A 21,317-nucleotide genomic window follows, 5' to 3' on the forward strand; every position below is an offset into this window, starting at 1 on the left:
CCGCACCGGCGTCCGCGGCGCCGCTCGCCCCCTCTTCGCGGCCACCGCGCACGTCTCCCTACGGCCCACACGTGCACCGCCGAAGGGCCAAACGGATGTGGCCGATCGTCGGTGTCGACGCTGCGGCCCCCAGTGGAAACGTTCCTGATGCGCCGGACACCGACGACCGCCGGGGTCGCGGGCGGCGCTCACCGCAACGAAGGGTTCCCACGATGACAGAGCGCAACGTCTCCCTCCTCGAGGAGATCGCCGAGCAGGACCAGGCCCTCACCTCGGCCGGGCAGGGATGGACCACCACCATCACCTCGCTCACCTGTTACGGCGTCAGTTGGGTCGCCGGCAACAACGGTCAGGTCTGCACGGCGACGGTCGAGTGCCAGAACAACTGCAACTGACACGACGGCCCCGGCGCGTGGTGGCCACCGCCGCCACGCGCCCCCTCCGAAAGGCGAACGAATGAGCCCCGTAGAGACCATGGACCGCGTCGAGCGGTCGCTGGAGAACGTCCTGTCGGCCGCCGACGAGCCCGAGCGGGTCACGGCGACGACGGTGGTCGCCGACCTGCTGAGCGCCCCCGCGCCCCGGTCCCTGACGGACACCGAGCAGGCCGCCGTGATCGACGCCCTGCGGGCGCTCGGTCCGACGGCGGGGCTCGTCGAGCTCGTCGACGCCGTCGCCCGCGCCCTCGCCGGTCCGGAATCGGCCGCGATGCTGCGGCATCCGATGATCGACCCCGACGGCCGGGCACCCGAGCAGCTGCGAACGCACCTGCGCGAACGCGCGGCGGACGCGCTCGGACGCGTCGTGGTGCACCTCGTCGACGACTTCCGGGCCGCGCAAGGCGCGCCGGTCGACGCCCCTGCGGGATTCGGCCCCTTCATCGACTGGGTCACCGGCGCCGGCCGCGAACGCCTCTTCACCGACCACGCCGACGCGCTCGCCGCGACACGCGCCGCCCTCGCGGCATCCGTCCGGGCCCTGGGCGAGATGCTGGGGCGCGTCGAAGACGACCGCGAAGCCCTCGCCGCACTGACCGGCGGGTCGGACCGCGCGCGGCTGAGTTCCCTCCGCGTGGGGGCCGGCGACACGCACGGCTCCGGACGCGTGGTCACGGTCCTCGAATACGACGACGGCGCGCGGGCGGTCTACAAGCCGCGATCGCTCGCCGGTGACATCGCGTTCGTCGCCGTGCTGCAGTGGGTACGTCGCGAGACCGGCATCGCCCTCCCCGCGGTGCGCACCGTCGACCGCGGCGACTACGGCTACGCGGAGTTCGTCGACCGCATCGGCGACCTTCCCCGCACCCGGGCGCGCACCTATCTGCGCGACGTCGGGTCGCTGCTGGCGATCCTGCAGGCCCTGCGCGCCAACGACATGCACTTCGAGAACATCGTCATGGGCCCCGAAGGGCCGGTCGTCATCGACGGCGAGACGCTGCTGACCCCGGTGCCCCGGCACCTCCCCGACTACGCCGACGGCGCGGCATCCGATGTCGCGGGCCGCACGATCTCGCGATCCGTGCTCGGTATCGGCATCCTGCCGACGGTCATCGGCTCAGCGGACGACGACCCCGGGCTCGACATCGGCGTCCTCGGCTTCCGCGGGGGACAGTTGAGCCCCTTCCGCAGCGTCGTCATCCGCGACGCCCACTCGCTCGACGTGCACACGGCCCTCGCCCGCACCGAGGTCTCGGGGGATGCCCCGGCCGACACCTTCAGCGCCCTCGACGCCGCCGAGCAGCGCGACGCCGTGCGCGCGGGCTACCGGGCGACGGCGCTCGCCCTCGCCCACCGGGCCGACGACCTCGCCGACGTCGTCGCGCGCGCCTTCTCGGGCGTCCGTGTGCGGCACGTACCGGCGGCGTCCGCGCTGTACCGCCAGATCCTGACGCTGGCCCACCACCCCCAGGCGTGGAGCGACCGCCCCCTGCGCGCCGCGGTGCTGTCGCGGGTCGTCCTGCGCCGCGGGGACGCCGCCGACCCCGCCCTGCAGGCGTCGGAGGCCGCGCAGCTCGCCCAGGGCGACATCCCCCACTTCACGCTCCGGGCGGACTCGACACTGTTGACCGACGCCGACGGCCGAACGTTCCCCGCGCTGATCGAACGCTCGCCCATCGACAACGCCCGCGACGGCATCGCCGCCCTCGCCGCCGAGCTCGACGCGCAGGACCGTGCCATCGACCTGGCCTTCGTCTCCTCGCTCAGCACCGACGACGACGTGACGGTGTGGCCGGACTCCCCCTCGTCCGGCGTCGACGATGACGGGGCGTCGGCGGTCGCGCGCGGCATCCTGGATGATCTGGTCGCCTCGGTCGTGCGGGGAACCGCTCCGCGCTTCCCCGCGACGTGGATCGACCCGCAGGTGACCGTGCCCGACCAGGCGCAGTGGGCGCCCGGCACGCTCGGCTACGACCTCTACGGCGGAGCCCCCGGCGTCGCCCTGGCCCTCGCGGCCGGAGCGGCCGTGTTCGGCGACGACCGCTACGCCACTGTCGCCCTCTCGGTGCTCGACCCCATCGCGCGCCAGTTCGCCGACGGAGTGATCGACGAGCTCCCCTTCGCCGTCGGGGGCCTCACCGGGGCCGGCAGCACCGCCTACGCGCTGTCGGTGGGTCACCAGCTCCTCGGGCCCGGCTCCTTCACGCTGGATCGCGCGGCGCTCCTGCGGGTGCTCGGGCGCGGGGTCGGCGGCCCGGACCAGTCGTGGGACCTCGTCAGCGGCACGGTCGGCGCGCTCGCCGCCGCGCTGGCCGTCGACGACGGCACCGGGACCGAGACGGTGGACGCCATCGCCCGCCGCGTGCGAGCGCAGATGCCGCTCTTCGACGCCGATACCGCCTACACCGGCTACGCGCACGGTTCGGTCGGTGCCGCGGCGGTGCTGCTGCGCGCGGGAGCGCGCCTCGACGATCCCGCCCTCTCCTCGACCGGCTCGCATCTGTTCCGCCGCGTGATGGATACGCGCCGGGAGACCGGCTGGCCGCGCACCTTCGCCGCGGACGACCGCACGGCGGGCCACGCGTGGTGCCACGGATCGACCGGCACGCTGCTCGCGGCCGCCGAGGCGCACGCGATCGATGCGGACCTCGTCTCGTCGGCGGAGCTGGTCGAACTGTCGCGGGGCGTGCTCGCCGAGGGGATCGGCAACAACCCCACCCTCTGCCACGGCGACGCGGGCACCATCGACGTGCTCGCCTACGTCGGCGCCGTCGCCCCCGACCTGGCCGTCGACGGGCGCCGCGTCTCGCGCCTGGCTCCCGGTCTCGCCGCGGGAGCGGCTTCGGCCTTCGTCCGCGCCCGTTCGGGCAGACGCAACCGGTACGGCTTCGTGTCGTCCCTGATGATCGGCTCCGCCGGCACCGCGTGGGCGCTCATGCGCGCGCAGCGCCCGGACCTTCTCCCCAGCGTCCTCGGACTCCACAGCCCCCTTCTCGACGAGAAGGCGGAATCCATGCACACCCACGAAGAGAAGGAAGGCACAACATGACCACCAACACGCACAACCGCACCGGCTTCATCGCGGAGGACGACCTCGTCCTGCTCTCGGAGAACGCCCAGGACGTCTCGGCCGGAACGACCACGGCTCCCTGCGCCGTCGCCGGCCTGACGATCGCCGCGACGGCCGCGCTGCCCGGCTTCTGTCCGACCGGGGCGTGCACGACCCGCTGCACCCAGGGCTGAGACCCTCGGGCCTCCGCCGCCCCACGGCGGCGGAGGTCCCCTCCCCCCACCTCCAGAAAGGACCGCTCCATGCTCACGACGTACGCCATCGACATCGACGAAGCGCTGCGCCCCCTCGCCGGACGTTTCGAGCGGTTCCACGCGGGGCTCCTGCGGCAATCGGGCGAGCGTGTGCTGCGGCTCCTCGACGACCGGCGCGTCGACCTGCCGGGGCTCTCGCCCTCGTCGGTCGTGGCGCGCCACCTGGGCGATCTCGCCCAGGCGCTCGACAGCGTCAGCATCCGAGCGTTGATCACGCACTTCGTCGACGCCCAGGACCGCGACGGGCGGTCGTACGCCGACCACGCGGATCGCCTCGACGACCCGGAGCTGCGCCGGGCCATCCTCACGTCGTACCCCGAGCTCGCTCGCCTGCGCGAGCTCATCGTCGCGCACCACGAGCGGGCGCTGATGGAATGCCTCGACAGCGCCGCGGCGTCGGCGGCACTGATCGTCGGACGCGCGCCCGGCGACCTCACCGAGATCGTGCACGTCGGCGGCGACCCGCACCGCGGCGGTCGCAGCGTCCTGATGGTGCAGTGGGGCGATCGACGCCTCGTCTACAAGCCGGCCCCGGCGCTCTCGAGCAGGGTCCTCGCGCGAGTGCGCGACATCGTCGACCCCTCGCACGACCTGCTCGGCCCCCTCGTCCCCGAGGTGCGGGCCGACGACGGCTCATCGAGCTGGCACGCGTTCGTCGAGCGGGCCGAGGTCTTCGGTCCCGGCGACGCCGAGCGGTACCTTGCGCGCTTCGGTGCGACGACCGCGCTGGCCACCGCCCTCGGGTCGACCGACCTGCACACCGAGAACATCATCCCCACCGCCGACGGGCCCATGGTCGTCGACGTCGAGACCTTCACCGGCCTGCCCCGCACCACCGGCGCTGAGGCCACCGCCCGTGAGGCTCTCGCGCAGCGGCTGGAAGAGAGCGTCTTCCGCACCCTGCTCATCCCCGGCCGCTTCGTCGGAGGTTCGCTCGACATCGACGTCTCCGCGCTCGGCTCGGTGGAGCGCACGGATGCCATCACCTACTCGTCGTTCGTCGTCACGGGCGTCGGCACCGACGCCATCGGGTTCGCGACGGCCGACGGCACGATGGACAGCGGCCACCGCCTCCGCGACACCGAGGGCGCGACCATCGACCCCCGCCTGCACGCGCGGGCGCTCGCCGAGGGCTACGCGCGGATGCGCGAGGTCGTCGTCGACTCGATCGACCGGATCATCGACGCCGTCGCCGTCGAGCAGCCCCTGCGCGTGCGGATCGTGCCCCGCCCGACGCGCGTGTACGCGCGGTTCATCGAGGCTTCCACCCACCCCGTCTACCTGGGGTCGGCCGACGCGCGCCGACGCCTGTTCCACAAGCTCGGGCGCAGCCAACTGCCCCTCTCGACGGCCGAGCAGGAGGTGCTCGTCGACGCCGAGGCGGAGGCGATGTGCGCCCTCGACGTCCCCTACTTCGAGCAAGTGGACCGCGCCGAGGGCGCCGACCTGGTCTGCTGGCATCCGGACGGGCCGTGCGGCATCCAAGAGGCTCCCTCCGTCGTGGAGTCGGTGACGGCGCACCTGACGACCTTCGCCGCGGGCGACGGCTCCAACGACGAACGCGACCTGCGCCTCTCGCTCGAGACCTCGACCGACGACGTGTGGCACGCGCCCCTCCGCGCCGCCGGACGCGCGGTACCGTTCCCCGCCGCTCCGCTGCCCGACCCCTCGCATCACGTGCGCGGAGCCGACGGGCGCACCTGGCTCACCGCCATCACCGTGGGGGCGGGCCTGCGCCTGGCCCCGCTCACCCTGGCCTTCTTCGAGGGCGGCGGAGCGCTCGTGGCCGCCGCGCGGCATCCCGCGATCGACCCCGCCGTCGTCGTCGAGGCGGCCGCCGGGGCCGTGCGGCACGACCCGCCCGAAGACGACGCCGCACCCCTGCTGCTGTCGCCGTTCATCGGATTCGTCGCCGAGGAGGTGACGCGCGCCGAACTGCGCCGCAGCGGTCTCGACGTCGGCGGCGGAGTGCTGTCGGCCCGTCATCTCGACCGGCTGCCCGCCGCCTCGATGGACGACTTCGATTACCTCGGCGGCTTCGGCGGCTACCTTGCCGCCCTCGCGAGGTACCCGCACACCGACCTCGACCCCGAACGCGCCCGGGTGGCCGTGCACGGATTCCTGGATGCCACGGGCGCGGCGCTCGCCGACCCGTCGGTGCCGGGACTGGCCCACGGGCTCGCGGGGCGCATCTCCGCGCTGTCCGCGGCGCACCGCCTCCTCGGCGGCGACGAGCGGGTCCGCCGTGTCGTGGAGGAGCTGTGCCACGCGTTCGATCCCTCCGCGCCGGAACTGCGCACCGCCGAGGGAGCGCGATCCTGGTGCCGCGGGTATCCCGGCATCCTCGCCGCGCTCGTCGATGCGACGGTCGAGGTCGGCATCGACCTCCGTTCGCTGACCATCGTCGGCGAGGCGCGCACCGCGTTGACCGCTCCCCGCCCGGCATCCGAGGTGGTCGACCTCAGCCTGTGCCACGGCGTGGGAGGTGAGGCGCTCACCCTGCACCTGGTCTCGCGTCGACTCGACGACGCGTGGCTGTCGGAGGTGGCCCGGGATGCCGCCGAGACCGGACGCGCCGCCGTCCGCGACGGCACGTGGACCTCGGGCCTCGGGTGCGCCCCGCAGCACGAGGGCTTCCTGCTCGGGTCACCGGGGTGGTTCCTGGCGGAGTCGGTCCTCGCCGGCGCTCCGGCGCCCCGGATGCTGGACGTGATCGCATGAGCCGCGTGCGCGTACGCCCCGTGCGCCAGTTCCTCATGACGGAGTGCGGCCTGTGCTGCGCCGCGATGGTCATGAGCGCCTACGGCGCGCCCCGGCAGATCGCGAGCCTGCGCCAGGACGTGGTCATCGGCCGCGACGGGCTGACGCTGGCGGGCGTGGCCTCCGCCCTGCGCAGCCGGGGGATGCAGACGCGCGTCTATCGCGCCGCGCAGCACGCCGTGCCCGCCGTCACCCTGCCGGCGATCGTGTACTGGGACGCCCAGCACATGGTTGTGGTGGAGCGCATCCACCGCGGATCGTGGACGATCGTCGACCCCGCCGGCGGCCGTTCCACCCTGTCGGAGGCCGAGGTCGCCGAGCACTACTCCGGCATCGTCGTCGAGGCGACGCCCGGCCCCGATTTCGTCGCCGAACCCGGGCGGCCGAGCGGCATCTGGAAGACGCTGTGGGACATGTGCGCCGGCGCGCGGCGACCGCTCGCCGCCGTGCTGGGGCTGTCGCTGCTGTCGTACCTGCTGATGATCGCCCTGCCGCTGGCGACGGAGCAGGTGGTGGACATCGCCACCGCCTCGTCGGACCCGACCGCCCTGTCGCCGATCTTCGTCGGCGTCGCCGCGGCGGCGGTCCTCTACCTGCTGCTGTCGCTCGCGCGCAGCCTCATCGCCTCCACCGTCGTCGCCCGAATCGGTCTGGCCCTCGGGTCGACGACCTTCGGCAAGCTGCTGCGCCTGCCCTACGCGTTCTTCGCCGCACGCAGCAACGGCGAGCTGATGTACCGGCTGACCAGCCTCGCCGGCATCCGCGACCTGCTGTCGGGACAGCTCACCAGCGCGCTGCTCGACGTCGGGGCGCTGGTCATCGTGACGGTGTTCGCCTTCGTGCGGGAGCCGACCCTCGGGGTCGTGGTGCTCGCGCTCATCGTCGTCATGGCCGGCCTCACCGTGATGGGCGCGAAGGCGTCGCGCCGCATCACCGACGAGGAGATCTCGGCGAACGGCGTGGCGACGGGCATGCAGATCGAGGCCGTCGGCGCCATCGACGTGCTGCGGGTCGCCGGGGTGTCGGGGTCGTTCTTCGCCGAGTGGCGCGGCCACTTCGGGCGGGCCATCGCGCTGCTCCGGCAGCGGATGCGCCTGCAGGGAGCGATCTCGACCGCCACGTCGACGATCCAGGTGTTCGGGCCCTTCGCCGTGCTCGCGGTGGGGGTCTCCCTCGCCGACAGCGGCGTCGTCGGCCTCGGCGCCGCGGTCGCCCTGCAGGCGCTCACCGCCACGGCACTGGGCGCCGTGCAGTCCCTCAGCACGTCGGCGATGCAGGTCGCCCAGATGGGGGTCTACGTCGAGCGGCTCGCCGACATCCTCGACCAGCCCGACGACACCGTCTTCGGTGACGAGAACGCGGACCTGGACGGGTCGGTGGAGTTCGTCGACGCCTCCTTCGCCTACCCCGGCGCCGCGACCGAGGCCCTGCGGGGCGTGTCGTTCCGCGTCGAGCCCGGGGAGCGCGTTGCGGTGGTCGGCCCCACGGGTTCCGGCAAGACGACCCTGGCGCAGATGCTCGTGGGGCTGCACGCGCCGACCGCCGGCGAGGTGCGCATCGGCGGTCGGGCGCTCAGCGACGTCTCGCCCGAGTCGCTGCAGCGGATCCTCGCCTGGGTGCCGCAGGACGTCCGGCTGAGCAGCCGATCGGTGGCCAAGAACATCGACTTCGGCGCGGAGGAGCCGCGCATGGACGAGGTCGTCCGCGCCGCGCACGCCGCGGCTCTCGCGCCCACCGTCGAGGCGATGCCGCTCGGCTACCACACCCACGTCGGCGATCTCGGCGGGGGACTGTCGGGCGGTCAGAAGCAGAGGGTGGCGCTGGCTCGCGCCCTCGTCCGCTCGCCCCGGTTGCTCGTCCTCGACGAGGCGACGAGTGCTCTCGACACCATCACCGAGAGCCGGATCGTCGAGGCCCTCGAGGAGCTGCAGTGCACGCAGATCATCGTCGCCCACCGCCTGTCGACCATCGCGCGGGCGGACCGCGTCATCGTCGTCGACGAGGGCCGGATCGTGCAGCAGGGCACCCATGACGAACTCATCGCGTGCGAGGGCACGTACCGAGACCTGGTGCAGGCGCAGTTGGAGGTACGCGCATGAGGATCACCGCCGTCGAACGCACAGAAGGAGGAAGAAGATGACGACACCCATCGTGGTGGCTGAAGGCCTGTCCAAGAGATTCGGTCGTCGAGACGCGGTCACCGACATGAGCTTCTCGCTGGTCCCCGGACGCGTGTTGGGGCTTCTCGGACCCAACGGCTCGGGGAAATCGACCACCCTGAAGATGCTCCTCGGGCTGATGCGGCCGACCGCGGGCACGGCGCTCATCGATGGCGTGCCGTACGCGCGGCTGCGGCATCCCGCCCGCACCATCGGAGCGGCGCTCGAGAACACGGCGTTCTCGCCCACGCGGTCCGGCCGCGACCATCTCCGCGTGCTCGCTCCGTATGCCGGCGCCTCGAACGCCGAGGTGGATGCCGTGCTCGAGACGGTCGGAATCTCGGACGACGCCCACCGGGCCGTGAAGCAGTACTCCCTCGGCATGCGTCAGCGTCTGGCGCTGGCGGCGGCCCTGCTCGGACGCCCGCGGGTGCTCGTGCTGGACGAGCCCGCGAACGGACTGGACCCCATCGGCATCACCTGGCTGCGTCAGACGCTCAGCGCCCTGGCCCAGTCGGGCGTGGCCGTGCTGGTGTCGAGCCACCACCTCGCCGAGGTGGACCGGGTGGTGCAGGACGTCGTGCTGATGCACCGCGCCCGCACCGTCTTCGCCGGCACCCGCGAGGACCTCCTCCGCGGGGCCTCCGTCCTGACGCTCGCGACGGGGGAGAGGGAGGATGCCGTGCGCACCCTGCTGCGGGAGAGGTTCGACCTGCGCCCCCTGCCCGATGGCCGGTTCTGGGTCGGCGAGCGCGCTGAGGTGCTGGAGGGCGTGCTGCGCACCCGCGGCATCGACCGGGGAGAGGCGTCGGTGACGGCCGCCGACCTCGAGTCGGCCTTCATGGTGCAGACCGCGACGACGACGGCGGTGGCGCAATGACCGCGTTCGCCACCTCGCTGCGCGTCGAGCAGCGGAAGGTCACCACCGTCCACCTCTGGTGGATCCTGCTGGGGGCGCTGGCCGTGGTGTCGCTGGCGGCCCCCGCGGGACTCGTGGTCATCGCCCGCGCCGCCCCCATGTCGCCGCTGACCTTCGCCACCTCGACGGAGGTGCTGGTCGCGTTGAACATCATCGGCGCCCTGGGCTACATCGTCCCGCTCGGGATGGGGGTGCTGATCTACTCGAGCGACCTCGCGCGCCGCACCCTGGCGCTGACGCTGCTCGGCGAGCCCCGGCGCCTGCGCGTCTACCTTGCGAAGCTCGTCGTCGCGGCGGCCTTCGGAGCCGTCGCCGGCGCCGTGACGGCGGTGACCGGTGCGGTCAGCGGTGTCATGGCCTTCCAGGCCACCGGGTCGCTCCCCGGTGACGCCTTTGCCGCCGCCGTGGTCGACCTGCTTCCGGTCATCCCCGTCTTCGCGCTGTGGAGCGCGCTCGGCGTGGGGTTGGGGGCCCTCGTCGGATCCCCCGTCGTCGCGATCGTCGGCGTGGTGGTGGTGACCCAGGTGGTCGAACCCGTGGCTCGGGTGCTAGCGGCGTCGTCCGGCCTGCCCGACGCGGTGGCGTTCTTCCCCGGTGCGGCGCATGACGCGGCCATCGGCGGGACGCTGATGACGTTGGCATCCGGGGCCGAGCCGCCGTCGGCACTCGTCGGCGCGTTCGTCCTGCTCGCCTACGCGGCGGTGTTCGTGACGGCCGGCGCGGTGCGCGCGCAACGCTACGAGCTCACGTGAGCGGGGTTCGCCGAAGGTCCATCGGAAATCTGGTCGATCGGCCGAATCGGCCGTCGGCTCGGCCGTCTACCGTGAGAACACTCACCGAGCAGAAGGAGAGATCGTGAACAAGTGGAAGAGCGTCGAGGCGATCGTCGTCGGCGTCTGTGCTGTCATCGCTGTCGTGCTGGGCCTGTTCGTGGCTCCACTGGTGCCCGGGTTCGTCCCGAATCTGCAGATCGTGGCGGTGCTCATCGGCGCGGCTCTGGCCGTCTACGCGTGGTGGTTGTGGCGTCGAGCCGGCACCGCGGCGAGGGCGGACACGTCCCCCGATCCCGTGACGCGCTGACTCGCGCGGGCCACGCCCCGGTCATCGCCGGGCGCGGCCTTCGCGCGCGTTGCGTATCGAACGTGCTCGGCGCCCTTCGCCCCCTGTGGCGGGCCCGGCCTGCCAAGACGTCACCGGCTGATTCAGATTGGCGCGTCACCGCTCCGGAGGCAGTGACCACCGGGTGCCCGTCGAGCAGCTCGGCAAGAAAGGGGAGCGGATGCCGAGACCCCCGGCATCCGCTCCCCTTCCACCCCTCCTACGGCCGCCGCACCACCACCCCCACCGGCTTACTCACCGTGGTCCCCGCGGCGTTCGTGAACTCGACCCGGTACGTGTGCTTCCCGACGCCGGCTCCGGTCACCTCGGCGCGCGCCGTCTGCGGGAGCGGGGTGCGCGGGGTGAGCGTCCCCTCCGCGATGACGGTGTCGCCCTCGAGGAACCGATAGCCGGTCGCGTTGGTTCCCGACCGCAGGGTCGCGGTGAGGGTGAACGTGCCGTCGCCGTCGCGGTTGTCGTGGGTCAGCACGGGCGTCGCGGGCAGGCCTTTCGTCACCTTCACTGTCGTGCTCGACGTCTTGGTCACGCCCTTCGCGTTCACCAGTTCGCCGGTGTAGACGTAGGTGCCGTTCTTCTTCCCCGAGACCGCGACCTTCGCCGACTGCGGTGCCGTGCCGCGGTACTCCAGCGGGACGGTGGCGATGAGCGTGCCGTTCTCGTACAGGCGGAAGGCCGTGGCGTTCTGTCCCTTCAGCAGGGTCATCCGCACGGTGTAGTCGCCGGTGGAGAAGAGGTTGTCGTGCCAGAGCGTCGCTTTGCCCGGCTTCGCGGTCGCGCCGTCGGGAACGGTCACGGGCGCGGACCAGTCCGACCGCGGCGATTCGCCGACCGCGTTGACCGCGGTGACGGCGAAGCGCGCCGTGGTGCCGGGTGTCAGGCCGGTGACGGATGCCGTGCGCGATGCGGTCGTGGCCACCGCGGCATCCACTCCCTCCCGGTAGACGCGGTACTCGGTGACGGGTGCGCCTCCGTCGTCGGCGGGGGCGGCCCACGAGACCGTGGCACCACCCGTCTGCGGTATGGCGGCCACCGCCGTGGGAGCGCCGGGGGCTTGGTCGGCTTTCCACATCGTGGGGAGGAGGGGCGTCACGCGAATGCTCTCGATCGTCGCGGCGCCTCCCTCGGACCACCCGGTGATGTCGTCGGCGCCGACGTTCGGGAACACCTGGTCGGTGATCGTGGTGCGCCCGCCTGCGGCGAAGAGCTCGACCGAGGCGCGGTCGAGGTACGCCTCGAGGGTGACGGTTCCGTCGACGAGGGCGACCGGGGCGTCTTCGACCGAGGCGAAGGCGGGGTGGAAGCCCACGTTGCCCGAGTCGCGACGGTCGATGAACGCGCGTCCCGTGATGGTGTCGTAGCCGATGCGGGTGCCCGAGGTGTCATCGCCGAAGACGGTGATGCCCGCCTGCGTCGCGTCACCGGGACGCAGGGTGACATCGACCCTCACCACGTCGCCGCTCAGCTGCAGGTCCGTCTCGCCGTCGACCGTCACGTCCCTGCGGGTCTGCGCGTTCGCGGCATCCAGCTGCCCGGCGATCTGGGGGACGACTCTCTGGGTGAGGCGCGGACCCTCGGGGGTCGTGGTGAGGGTGACCTCGCGGGGGAGAGCCATCGAACTCCGCCACGGCGAGGTGGGGATGTCGTTGGCGTAGTCCCAGTTGTTCATCCACCCCTGCATGACCCGGGTGTTCCTATCGGGAGTGCCGGAGTAGCTCACCGAGGCGTAGTAGTCGCGGCCCCAGTCGAGCCAGTCATAGCTCTCGAGCCGTGTGGGCGCAGCCTGATCGGCGAACATCACCTGGTCGAGCAGCACGTGACCCCACCCGGAGCGGTTGTTGTCGATGACCCGGATGCTGGCCTGCCGGCCCTCGAACTCCGAGACGTCCCAGCCGGCCCAGTCGAGGTTCTCGCTGTCGGACCCGGTGGCCGAGCGGACGACCTTGCCGTCGACGACGAGGTTGACGCTCGTCTCGTCGCTGCGCACCTGGGCGGGGGTGTCACCGACCACGACGTGGTCGAAAGTGAGATGGCCCCACCCGCCGGTCGCCTCGTCGCGGATGCGGATCTGCGCCTGCCGATCGGCATACTCCGACACGTCCCACGACACCCAGTTCAGGGCACCGGCCTCGGGCCCGGTCTGCGAGCGGACCACCTCGCCGTCGACCACGAGTTCCGCCTGCAGGGTACCGTCGGTGCGCTTTCCGCCGCCGATGAGGAACGACACGTAGTCGCCGTTCAGGGTGAAGGTGGGGGAGAGCATCTCGCCGGTGTTGTCGTCGCCGCGCGGACCGCCCTCCCACGTGTTGATGCGCTTCGCGCCGAGGTAGTAGTCACCACCGGCGGTGGACGGGTTCCGTGCCGGGTCGGTGGCGAAGTCGCCGGTGAGCTGCCACCCCGTGTCGGCGAGGGTCTGGCCGTCGGCGGTCTCGAAGTCGAAGACGGTGATGCCCGCGGGCGGGTCGTTCGCGAGCTGCGAGCCGTCGACGTGCGGATGCCGTCCACCGCCCACGAGCAGGTTGATGTACGGATCCGACACGGTGAACGCCGGGGAGTCGAGCGTGCCGACCGGCCAGTCGCCGTCGTGGAACCCGTTCACGAGTCCCGCGCCGACGTAGCCGGTGACCGGGCTCTGGCCGTCGAGAGCACCGGATGCCGCGGACAGGCCCCAGGGCCCGTCCTTCCCGTTACCCGGCTCGTTGCCGAGGGTCCACCCGTCGAAGGTGCCGTCGTCGAAGCCGGCGAAGACGTCTCCGGCGGGGGTGGCCTGCACGCCCTCGGTGCTCTCGCTGGTGAAGGTCGTGCCGTCGAACTCGCCGACGAAGTACTGCCCGCCGCTGCCGCCCCCGACAGCGCCGGGGTTCAGGTTGACGACCATCACCCACTTCGTGTTGTTCGGGTCGCCGTCGACCGGGAGCTCGAACAGGTCGGGGCATTCCCAGATGCCGCCGGTGGAGTTGGCGGGGCCGAAGTCGGACAGGTAGTCCCAGTCGCGCAGGTTCGCGCTCTTGGACAGCACGACCTTGTGGTCGAGCGCCTCGACCGCGGCCATGACCCAGTACGCGCCGCCGGGTCCGTCGTACCAGAACACCTTCGGGTCGCGGAAGTTCGCGGAGTTGCGGTCGAGCACGGGGTTCTTCTCGTACTTCGTCCAGGTGTAGCCGTCGTCGAGGCTGTACGCGAGCGACTGCGCCTGCAGGCCCGCGTGGGTGGGGTGCGCCGCTTCATAGGCGCTCGTGTAGATCGCGATGAGCGGGGCGTTCGTGCCGTCGCTGAACCCCGAGGTGTTGTTCTCGTCGACCACGACGGAGCCCGAGAAGATGCTCTCGATGGGCTGGCCCTGGTCGTTGAACGTCTGCGGGATGGCGAGCGGCTGCTCGGTCCAGGTCAGCAGGTCGGTGCTCGTCGCGTGGCCCCAGCTCATGTTCCCCCACCGGTCGCCCTGCGGGTTGTGCTGGAAGTACAGGTGGTAGACGCCCTTGTGGAAGACCATCCCGTTGGGGTCGTTCATCCAGTTGCGCTCGGGCGAGAAGTGCACGAGGGGGCGGTACTGCTCGTCGCCGGGGGTGACGGATGCCGCGCCGGCGGACGCGGCGCCGGCGGACGCGGCGAGAGCGGCCGGGGTCGCGGGCGCGGCGAGGGTGGATGCCGCGGACCCCGGCGCCGCGGGGGCGGGCGCGGCGGTCGTGGATGCGGCGCTCACCGACGCCGCGGGGGCGGGCTCGGCGTGGGCCGGCGCGATCGCGGTGGCCCCCAGCGACGCCGCCACGGCGATGGTGAGTGCGGCGGCAAGCGTTCGCGATCCAGTTCTGGGCAGGGAAGTTTTCACACGCGCTCCTTTGTGCGTGCCGCCGTGAGGCGGCGACTGACATCGATGTCAGTCCATTGCGCACAGACGCTAAGCGGTGTGTGACGGGCTAGTCAATCGGTTAACCACGTTAACCTTGTTAACCAGGGGAATTGCCCCCGAGTGGGCGCCCCGCGCCCCTGTTCGCTACACCTCGACGACGTCCCCGCCCGCCGTCCGCAGCGTGAGCCGGAACCCCGACTCGTCGCCCGCGACGACCTCGGCGACACCGTCACCCAGCCCGAACGCGTTCAGGATGCCGACCAGCGGCGCCGGGTCGGGCTCGGTGCGGACGAACGAGACGAGCTCGATCGTCGGGATGTCGCTCAGGCCGGGCTGCGCCGTGCGCCCCCAGTCGATGAGGAAGGGGACGTCGATCCGGTGATGCTCGCCGCGGGTGAGGCGCCATTCGAGAAGGGTTCCGTCGGGCGTGCGCCGCGACAGGTCGCTGACGTCACCCGGGTCGTAGCCGCCCGCGCGGGCGGTGGCGACGGTCGCGTCGATGTCGGCCGGGTGCACCGCGTACGCCTGCACCCGCGGCTCGGTGAGGGAATCGATACCGAACGTGGTCGGTACCGCGGGCTGGGAGCGGTCGGGATCGGGGCCGATCAGCTCGATGTACTGGGGGCCGCGCGAGCCGTCGACGGTGAGGGCGACGAGCGCGTTCGCCGTGCCGGTCGGGTGCGCGCCCCCCGGCGCTGCGACGACGCCGGTGCGCTCGGCGAACCAGTCGATCAGGGACGCGAGGTCGGGGCCGGCGATGACGACGTGATCGAGAAGGCGGGGGATGCTCATGACTGTCCTTGCTGTCGGGTGGGGACTTCGGGCTCGCCGAGCGACAGCATGAGCCGGTTCGCCCAGTTGAAGAAGGCGGCGCCGCCGATCACGTCGACGATGGCCGCATCGTCGAGACCGACCGCGCGCAGACGCGTGATGTCGTCCTCATCGAAGGCCAGCGGGGTGTCGGCGAGCGCGACGGATGCCGAGATCACCGCGTTCCACGTCTCGTCGCCGAGGTCGGCATCCACTCCCTCGTCGAGCAGGCGCTGGACGTCGTCTTCGCGTCCGGATTCGCGGGTGGCGGAGGCCGCGTGCACCGAGGCGCAGAAGACGCAGCCGTTGCGACGCGAGGTGGCGGTCGCGGCGAGTTCGCGCTCGGCCCGCCCGATACCGCCGTCGACGTTGTAGAAGATGTCGAGGTCGGTGAGCGTGCGGGCGCGCAGCGCCTCGGGGTCGCGTGCGAGCAGGCGGAAGTAGGGCATCTTCGCGCGGGCCGGTTCGATGAGGGCGTCGCGCTGCGCGTCGGTCAACGCGTCTTCGGCGACGGGCAGCAGCCACGGCACCCAGCCGAGACCGCGCTGGGTGAAGGCCTGCGGGCGAGCGAGGTCGGGGTACTCGGTGACGATGTCGGTCATCTCAGACTCCTTCGGCGATCGAGGCGCGGGCGGCGTCAGTGGGCGTCGAGGCTCGGGCGGCTGTCGCCGTGCCCGAGCCGGGCGCGCCGACGGGAACGGATGCCGCACCGAGCACGCGCAGGCCCCACGCGAGACGCAGCTGGAACGTCAGGAACGCGACGAGTTGCGACAGCGAGACGATGGCATCCGGACCCCATCCGGCATCCACCAGGGTGTGCAGAGCCTCGGGACGTGCTTCGCGCGGACGCACCACCAACAGGTGCGCGTGGGCGAGGGCGGCGGAGAGACGGATGCCGAGGCCTTCCGCGACGCGGGTATCGGCGACCCAGCGCAGTCCCTCGGTCGACTCGGCCTCCAGGCCCGGCTCGCGGTACCGCCCGAAGGGGCCGGTTGCGGCTGCGGCGGCCGCGGCCTCCGTCACGGCGGGGATCAGGCCCGCTGCCTCGTCGCCCAGGAGGTCGCTGTAGAACTCCGTCGCGGTGGCGAAGCCGTGCAGCCGTGAGACGAACAGGGCGACGGCGTACCGCTCGGCGAGCGGGAAATCGCCCGGCGTGGCCGGCTCGAGCAGAGCCTCGAAGCTGCGCTGCGCGTTCTCCCGCGCCTGGGGGCGTTGCGAGCGGACCGTGTCGAGCGCGTCGCCCGGGCGGATGCCGGCGAGCAGATCGATGATGTCGGCGGTGGGCGTGCTCATGCGAGTCCTTCCACGGAGGTGGTGGCGAGCGAGTGGTGGGCGTGGCGGAGGGCGTCAGCGGCATCCGGTCCGACGTCGAAACCGAGTCGGGGCGCGACCTCTTCGGCCAAGAGCTCGAGCGAGCGAAGGGTCAGCTCGTGAGGTGCGGCGATCGAGTGCACCTGGAACGACACGTCGCTGACCTCGGCGAGGGTCTTGTCGACCGAGAGCGACGCGACGACCTCGTCGACCGTGCCGACGTGGGTGTCGGTGAGGCGCACGAGCTCATCGAGCCCGACGCCGTCGGTGTCGACGCCGAGCACCGTGCGTGCGAGGTGACGCAGACCGTCGGCAGCCAGCTCGAGCGCGCGGGTGCGGTTCTCGGGGTCGACGACCAACGCGGTGCGCGAGGCGAGCACGCGCACGGGTGCGCCGTGGGGGAGCGCCGCCGTGTAGGCCGCGATGATCGGCAGCTGGAGGTCGTGCAGCGGGGCGCCGGGTGACTCGGGGCTGCGCGGCTGCGTGCGCGAGAGCAGGAGCCCGTCGCCGCGCGCGCCCGCGCGACGGCCGCCGTCGACCGAGAACGTCGCCTGCCAGATGCGCGCCGACAGGTCGTCGCCGCTCGGATAGAGCCGGGAGTCGGATCCCCGGATGCCACGCCCCTCGAGCGCGTCGAGCAGCACATCGAAGTGGTCGGCGAAGATCTCGCGGCGGCGGTCGGACTCGCGGCCGAACGCCGCGAACGATGCCGGGGTGCCGCCGGTGGCGAGGCCCAGCTGCACCCGGCCCCCGCTGAGCTGATCGAGCACGGTGGCGTCTTCCGCGACGCGCAGCGGATCGTCGAGCGGCAGGGTCACCACCCCGGTCGCGAGCGCGATGCGGCTCGTGCGCTCGGCCGCGGCGGCCAGCAGCACGAAGGGAGACGGCAGCCCTCCCTCGGTCTCGCCGAAGTGGTGCTGCGCGAGCCAGGCCGAGGCGAAGCCGCTGCGTTCCGCGTGGGCGATCTGCTCGACCGCGAAACGATAGCGGTCGGCCGCGGACGCGGTTTCGAGCACGCGGCTGAAGAATCCGAGGCGTGGACCGCTCATCGGAGCACCTCCTCGGAGTGGGGTTGGGGGGGCTCGGCATCCGGGACCGTCGACGACAGGTGCGCGCGCAGCGAGGCACCCGGGATCGCCGCGAGCAGCTGCCGCGTGTACTCGTGCTGCGGATCGTCGAAGACGCGGGCGGCGGGTCCGTGTTCGACCTGGCGTCCCCGCTGCAGCACCGAGACCGTGTCGGCGATCTGGCGGACGACAGCGAGATCGTGCGAGATGAACACGTAGGTCAGCCCCAGGTCGGCCTGGAGGCGCGCGAGCAAGCGGAGGATCTGCGCCTGGACGGTGACGTCGAGGGCCGACACCGCCTCGTCGAACACGACGAGCTCGGGTTCGACGATCAGCGCCCGCGCGATGGCGACCCGCTGGCGCTGACCGCCGGAGAGCTCCCGTGGACGCCGGGCGGCGATGTCGGGGTCGAGGGCGACGAGCTCCAGGTGATGCGCCGCGCGTTCGGCACGTTCGGCGCGGGAGCCGATGCCGTAGTTGCGCAGCGGCTCGGTGAGGATGTCGGCGATACTCTGCCGCGGATCGAGCGAGGCGTAGGGGTTCTGGTACACCAGCTGCGTGGTGCGGTGGAAGGCGCGGCGGGCGCGCCCACCCGCGAGCGCGGTGACCTCGGTGCCGGCGACGCGGATGCGTCCGGCGGTCGGGCGGTGGAATCCGGCGATCGAGCGACCGGTGGTCGTCTTGCCCGACCCCGACTCCCCGACGAGCGCGTGCGTGGTGCCGCGCGCCACGGTGAACGAGACGTCGTCGACGGCGATCAGCGGCGAGCGGCCGGGGCGGCGGAACTCCTGCGTGAGTCCCGCGACCTCCACCAGGGGCTCGGCGGTGAGGGCCGTGGCATCCGGAGCTGCGCGCTCGACGACGCGGGCGAGCGACGGCGCGTCGGCGAGGAGGGTGCGCGTGTAGGGCGAGGACGGGGCCGCGAGCACCTCGGCGGTCGGGCCCGCCTCCTCCACCACGCCACGCCGCATGACGACGAGCGCGTCGGATCGGTCGGCCGCGACGGCCAGGTCGTGCGTGATGAACAGGATGCCGGTGCCCGTCTCGGTGCGGATCTCATCGAGCAGATCGAGCACCGTGCGCTGCACGGTCACGTCGAGCGCGCTCGTGGGCTCGTCGGCGATGATCAGCTCGGGGCGCAGGGCCAGCGCTGCGGCGATCAGCACGCGCTGGCGCATGCCGCCCGACAGCTCGTGCGGATACTGCTTCGCCCGGGCCTCGGGGTCGTCGATGCCCACGCGCTCGAGCAGATCGAGCACACGCGTCCGGATCTTGGTGCGGTCGGTCCACCCGTGGATGCGAAGCGCTTCGCCGACGCTCCACCCGATCGTCGCGACAGGGTTGAGGGAGTTGCCCGGGTCTTGCGGGATGAGGGCGATGCAGCGTCCGCGCAGGTGACGCCAGCGGCGCTCGGGCAGTCCGACGAGGTCGGTGACGCCGTCGGTGCGTTCGGACAGGAGGATGCTGCCGCCCGACACGTGGCCGTTGGCGGCGAGCAGGCCGATCGCCGCCTGCGCGACCGTGCTCTTACCCGACCCCGACTCACCGACGAGGGCGGTCACGGAGCCGGCCTCGATGTCGAACGAGACGCCGCGGACGGCCTCGACGTCGCCCCGGCGGGTGCGATAGCGCACCGCGAGGTCGCGGATCGACAGCAGTGGCTCGGCGCTCATGCGGCATCCCCTCCCCGAAGGGCCTGACTCAGACGGTTGGTCGACAGCACCACGAGCACGACGACCACACCGGGCAGCACCGTCAGCCACCACGCGGTGGCGACGTAGTTGCGGCCCTCGGCGATGAGCAGACCCCACTCGGGCGTCGGCGGCGGCGCCCCGTAACCGAGGAAGCCGAGCGTGGAGATCTGCAGGATGGCGGAGCCGAACTGCAGCGCGGCGAGGGCGATGACCGGCGTCAGCGAGTTGGGCAGGATGTGCCGCCACAACACTCCGAGGAACGTGCCGCCCGAGCCGTACGCCGCCTCGACGAAGTCGGTGACGCGCACGCTCACCACCCGCGAGCGGGCGAGCCGGGCGAAGACGGCGATCGAGGTGACGCCGACCGCGATCGCGGCACTCGTCGTGCCGAAACCGAGCAGGATCACGACCGCCAGCGAGAGCAGCAGCGCCGGGATCGCGAGCAGCACGTCGACCACGCGCATGAGCGTCTCGTCGACCGCGCCGCGGATCGCTCCGGCAGCCAGACCGACAGCCGTGCCGACCACGAGGCCGACGAGCACCGCGATGAGAGCTCCGACGATCGACTGCGAGGCGCCGTAGACGACACGCGCGTAGAGGTCACGTCCGGTCGCGTCGGTGCCGAACCAGTGCGCCGCGGACGGCGGCTGCAGCGCGGGCGCGACAGTCTCGGTGGGGCTCTGCCCGGTGAACAGGGCCGGGAACAGCGCCCAGAGCAGAACGACGGCGACGATCAGGGCCGGGACGATGAACCCGACCCGACCCCACGTGCGTCGCCGCGCGGCGAGGTCCCGAGCGGGGGCGAGGGCGGTCATCGGTTCCCTCCACGGGACAGGTCGCGGGCGGGGCCGCCCACCTCGGCATCAACGAGCTCGTCGACGGCGCGCTCCGTGGCATCCGTCGCGCCCCTCCGGGCGGAGGCGGCCGTGCGCAGCCGCGCGTCGAGCACGGGGTAGAGCAGATCGACGATCAGGTTGATCGCGACGAACGCGACGGTCGAGATCACGACCACCGCGAGCAGCACCGGGGTGTCGCGGTCGGCGACGGCTTGCGCGGTCAGCTGACCGATACCGGCGCGCGCGAAGACGGTCTCGGTGACCACCGCACCGCCGACCAGCTCACCGAACAGCAGGCCCGCCATCGTGAGGGTCGGGAGCAGGGCGTTCCGGGCCACGTTCCGCCACAGCAACCACGACGTGCTCGCGCCCCGAGCCCGCACCACCGTCACGAACGGCTGCTCACGCACCTCGTCGATCGAGCGCATGAGCACCTGCGCCAGCGGGGCGGCGATCGGGATCGCCAGGGTGATCACGGGCAGGATCAGTGCCTGCACCGGGTTCGCGCCGATGACCGGCACGAGACCGAGACGGAACGAGAAGACTTGGATGAGGATGATCCCGATCCAGAACACCGGCAGCGACACGAACAGTGGAGGGATGCCGCGGAACACGCGCCGCAGCCAGCGGCCGCCGCCGTAGGTCGCGGTGAACGCGATCGTCACCGCGAGCAGCACCGCCAGGGCGAGTCCCAGCACGGCGAGGGTGAGGGTGGGCGGCAGGGCGGTGACGATGAGGTCGGAGACGGCCGCGCCGCTGGCCACGGAGTATCCGAAGTCGCCCGTGAGGAAGCCGGCGATCGAGCGCACGTACTGCACGATCAGGGGCTGGTCGGCGCCCAACGACTGGCGGATCGCCTCGATCTGATCGGGCGTGAGGCCGAGCTCGGGACTGCCGTAGCGCGCGAGCACGGCGTCGCCCGGCAGGGCCGCCAGCAGCAGATAGGCCGCCGTGTAGGCCAGGACCAGCACGAGGACGGCCTGACCTACACGACGAAGGACGTACGACATGGATTCTCCGTGAACCGCGTTTCC

At 72.3% G+C, this 21,317-nt stretch carries 16 protein-coding genes; 8 read left to right on the forward strand and 8 right to left on the reverse strand.

Features of this window, described 5'->3' with window-relative positions:
• Nucleotides 1-212: 212 nt before the first annotated feature.
• From MT347_RS12955 to MT347_RS12990, 8 genes are all read left to right on the forward strand, one after another.
• Nucleotides 213-395: a plantaricin C family lantibiotic gene (locus tag MT347_RS12955; protein WP_243501600.1), complete on the forward strand. Its 183-nt coding sequence runs from the start codon at nucleotides 213-215 to the stop codon at nucleotides 393-395.
• A 61-nt stretch (nucleotides 396-456) separates the two neighbouring features.
• Nucleotides 457-3,486 carry a type 2 lanthipeptide synthetase LanM gene (lanM, locus tag MT347_RS12960; RefSeq protein ID WP_243501601.1) on the forward strand — a complete coding sequence of 1,010 codons (3,030 nt, stop codon included), beginning with the start codon at nucleotides 457-459 and terminating at the stop codon, nucleotides 3,484-3,486.
• Nucleotides 3,483-3,680 (forward strand): class II lanthipeptide, LchA2/BrtA2 family, encoded by a 198-nt coding sequence (locus MT347_RS12965; RefSeq protein WP_243501602.1) that lies wholly within the window; start codon nucleotides 3,483-3,485, stop codon nucleotides 3,678-3,680. Before lanM ends, MT347_RS12965 begins: the two co-directional genes overlap by 4 nt.
• A gap of 69 nt (nucleotides 3,681-3,749) precedes the next feature.
• Nucleotides 3,750-6,482 carry a DUF4135 domain-containing protein gene (locus MT347_RS12970; RefSeq protein ID WP_243501603.1) on the forward strand — a complete coding sequence of 911 codons (2,733 nt, stop codon included), beginning with the start codon at nucleotides 3,750-3,752 and terminating at the stop codon, nucleotides 6,480-6,482.
• Nucleotides 6,479-8,620 (forward strand): peptidase domain-containing ABC transporter, encoded by a 2,142-nt coding sequence (locus MT347_RS12975; protein ID WP_243501604.1) that lies wholly within the window; start codon nucleotides 6,479-6,481, stop codon nucleotides 8,618-8,620. Before MT347_RS12970 ends, MT347_RS12975 begins: the two co-directional genes overlap by 4 nt.
• A 37-nt stretch (nucleotides 8,621-8,657) precedes the next feature.
• Nucleotides 8,658-9,560, forward strand: coding sequence for an ATP-binding cassette domain-containing protein (locus tag MT347_RS12980; RefSeq protein WP_243501605.1), 903 nt, complete (start codon nucleotides 8,658-8,660; stop codon nucleotides 9,558-9,560).
• Complete coding sequence (locus tag MT347_RS12985) at nucleotides 9,557-10,351, forward strand: hypothetical protein (RefSeq protein WP_243501606.1); 795 nt, start codon at nucleotides 9,557-9,559, stop codon at nucleotides 10,349-10,351. Before MT347_RS12980 ends, MT347_RS12985 begins: the two co-directional genes overlap by 4 nt.
• A gap of 103 nt (nucleotides 10,352-10,454) precedes the next feature.
• Nucleotides 10,455-10,679, forward strand: a complete 225-nt coding sequence (locus MT347_RS12990; RefSeq protein ID WP_243501607.1) for a hypothetical protein — start codon at nucleotides 10,455-10,457, stop codon at nucleotides 10,677-10,679.
• 238 nt (nucleotides 10,680-10,917) lie between these two features.
• Here MT347_RS12990 and MT347_RS12995 read toward each other — a convergent pair whose 3' ends face one another.
• The 8 genes from MT347_RS12995 to MT347_RS13030 form a co-directional block, all read right to left on the reverse strand.
• Nucleotides 10,918-14,544: a GH32 C-terminal domain-containing protein gene (locus MT347_RS12995; protein WP_374206536.1), complete on the reverse strand. Its 3,627-nt coding sequence runs from the start codon at nucleotides 14,542-14,544 to the stop codon at nucleotides 10,918-10,920.
• Nucleotides 14,545-14,709: 165 nt separating this feature from the next.
• Complete coding sequence (locus MT347_RS13000) at nucleotides 14,710-15,357, reverse strand: VOC family protein (RefSeq protein ID WP_243501608.1); 648 nt, start codon at nucleotides 15,355-15,357, stop codon at nucleotides 14,710-14,712.
• Complete coding sequence (locus tag MT347_RS13005; protein WP_243501609.1) at nucleotides 15,354-15,977, reverse strand: alkylhydroperoxidase domain protein; 624 nt, start codon at nucleotides 15,975-15,977, stop codon at nucleotides 15,354-15,356. Before MT347_RS13005 ends, MT347_RS13000 begins: the two co-directional genes overlap by 4 nt.
• 1 nt (nucleotide 15,978) lies before the next feature.
• Nucleotides 15,979-16,668, reverse strand: a complete 690-nt coding sequence (locus MT347_RS13010) for a CMD domain protein (protein WP_243501610.1) — start codon at nucleotides 16,666-16,668, stop codon at nucleotides 15,979-15,981.
• Nucleotides 16,665-17,735 carry a putative FMN-dependent luciferase-like monooxygenase gene (locus MT347_RS13015; RefSeq protein ID WP_243501611.1) on the reverse strand — a complete coding sequence of 357 codons (1,071 nt, stop codon included), beginning with the start codon at nucleotides 17,733-17,735 and terminating at the stop codon, nucleotides 16,665-16,667. Before MT347_RS13015 ends, MT347_RS13010 begins: the two co-directional genes overlap by 4 nt.
• Nucleotides 17,732-19,426, reverse strand: coding sequence for an ABC transporter ATP-binding protein (locus MT347_RS13020; RefSeq protein ID WP_243501612.1), 1,695 nt, complete (start codon nucleotides 19,424-19,426; stop codon nucleotides 17,732-17,734). The genes MT347_RS13015 and MT347_RS13020 overlap by 4 nt, the downstream gene beginning before the upstream one ends.
• Complete coding sequence (locus MT347_RS13025; protein ID WP_243501613.1) at nucleotides 19,423-20,262, reverse strand: ABC transporter permease; 840 nt, start codon at nucleotides 20,260-20,262, stop codon at nucleotides 19,423-19,425. The genes MT347_RS13020 and MT347_RS13025 overlap by 4 nt, the downstream gene beginning before the upstream one ends.
• Complete coding sequence (locus tag MT347_RS13030) at nucleotides 20,259-21,293, reverse strand: ABC transporter permease (protein ID WP_243501614.1); 1,035 nt, start codon at nucleotides 21,291-21,293, stop codon at nucleotides 20,259-20,261. The genes MT347_RS13025 and MT347_RS13030 overlap by 4 nt, the downstream gene beginning before the upstream one ends.
• Nucleotides 21,294-21,317 lie beyond the last annotated feature (24 nt).

The organism is Microbacterium sp. VKM Ac-2923, assembly GCF_022815605.1.
In the GTDB taxonomy this organism is placed as follows: domain Bacteria; phylum Actinomycetota; class Actinomycetes; order Actinomycetales; family Microbacteriaceae; genus Microbacterium.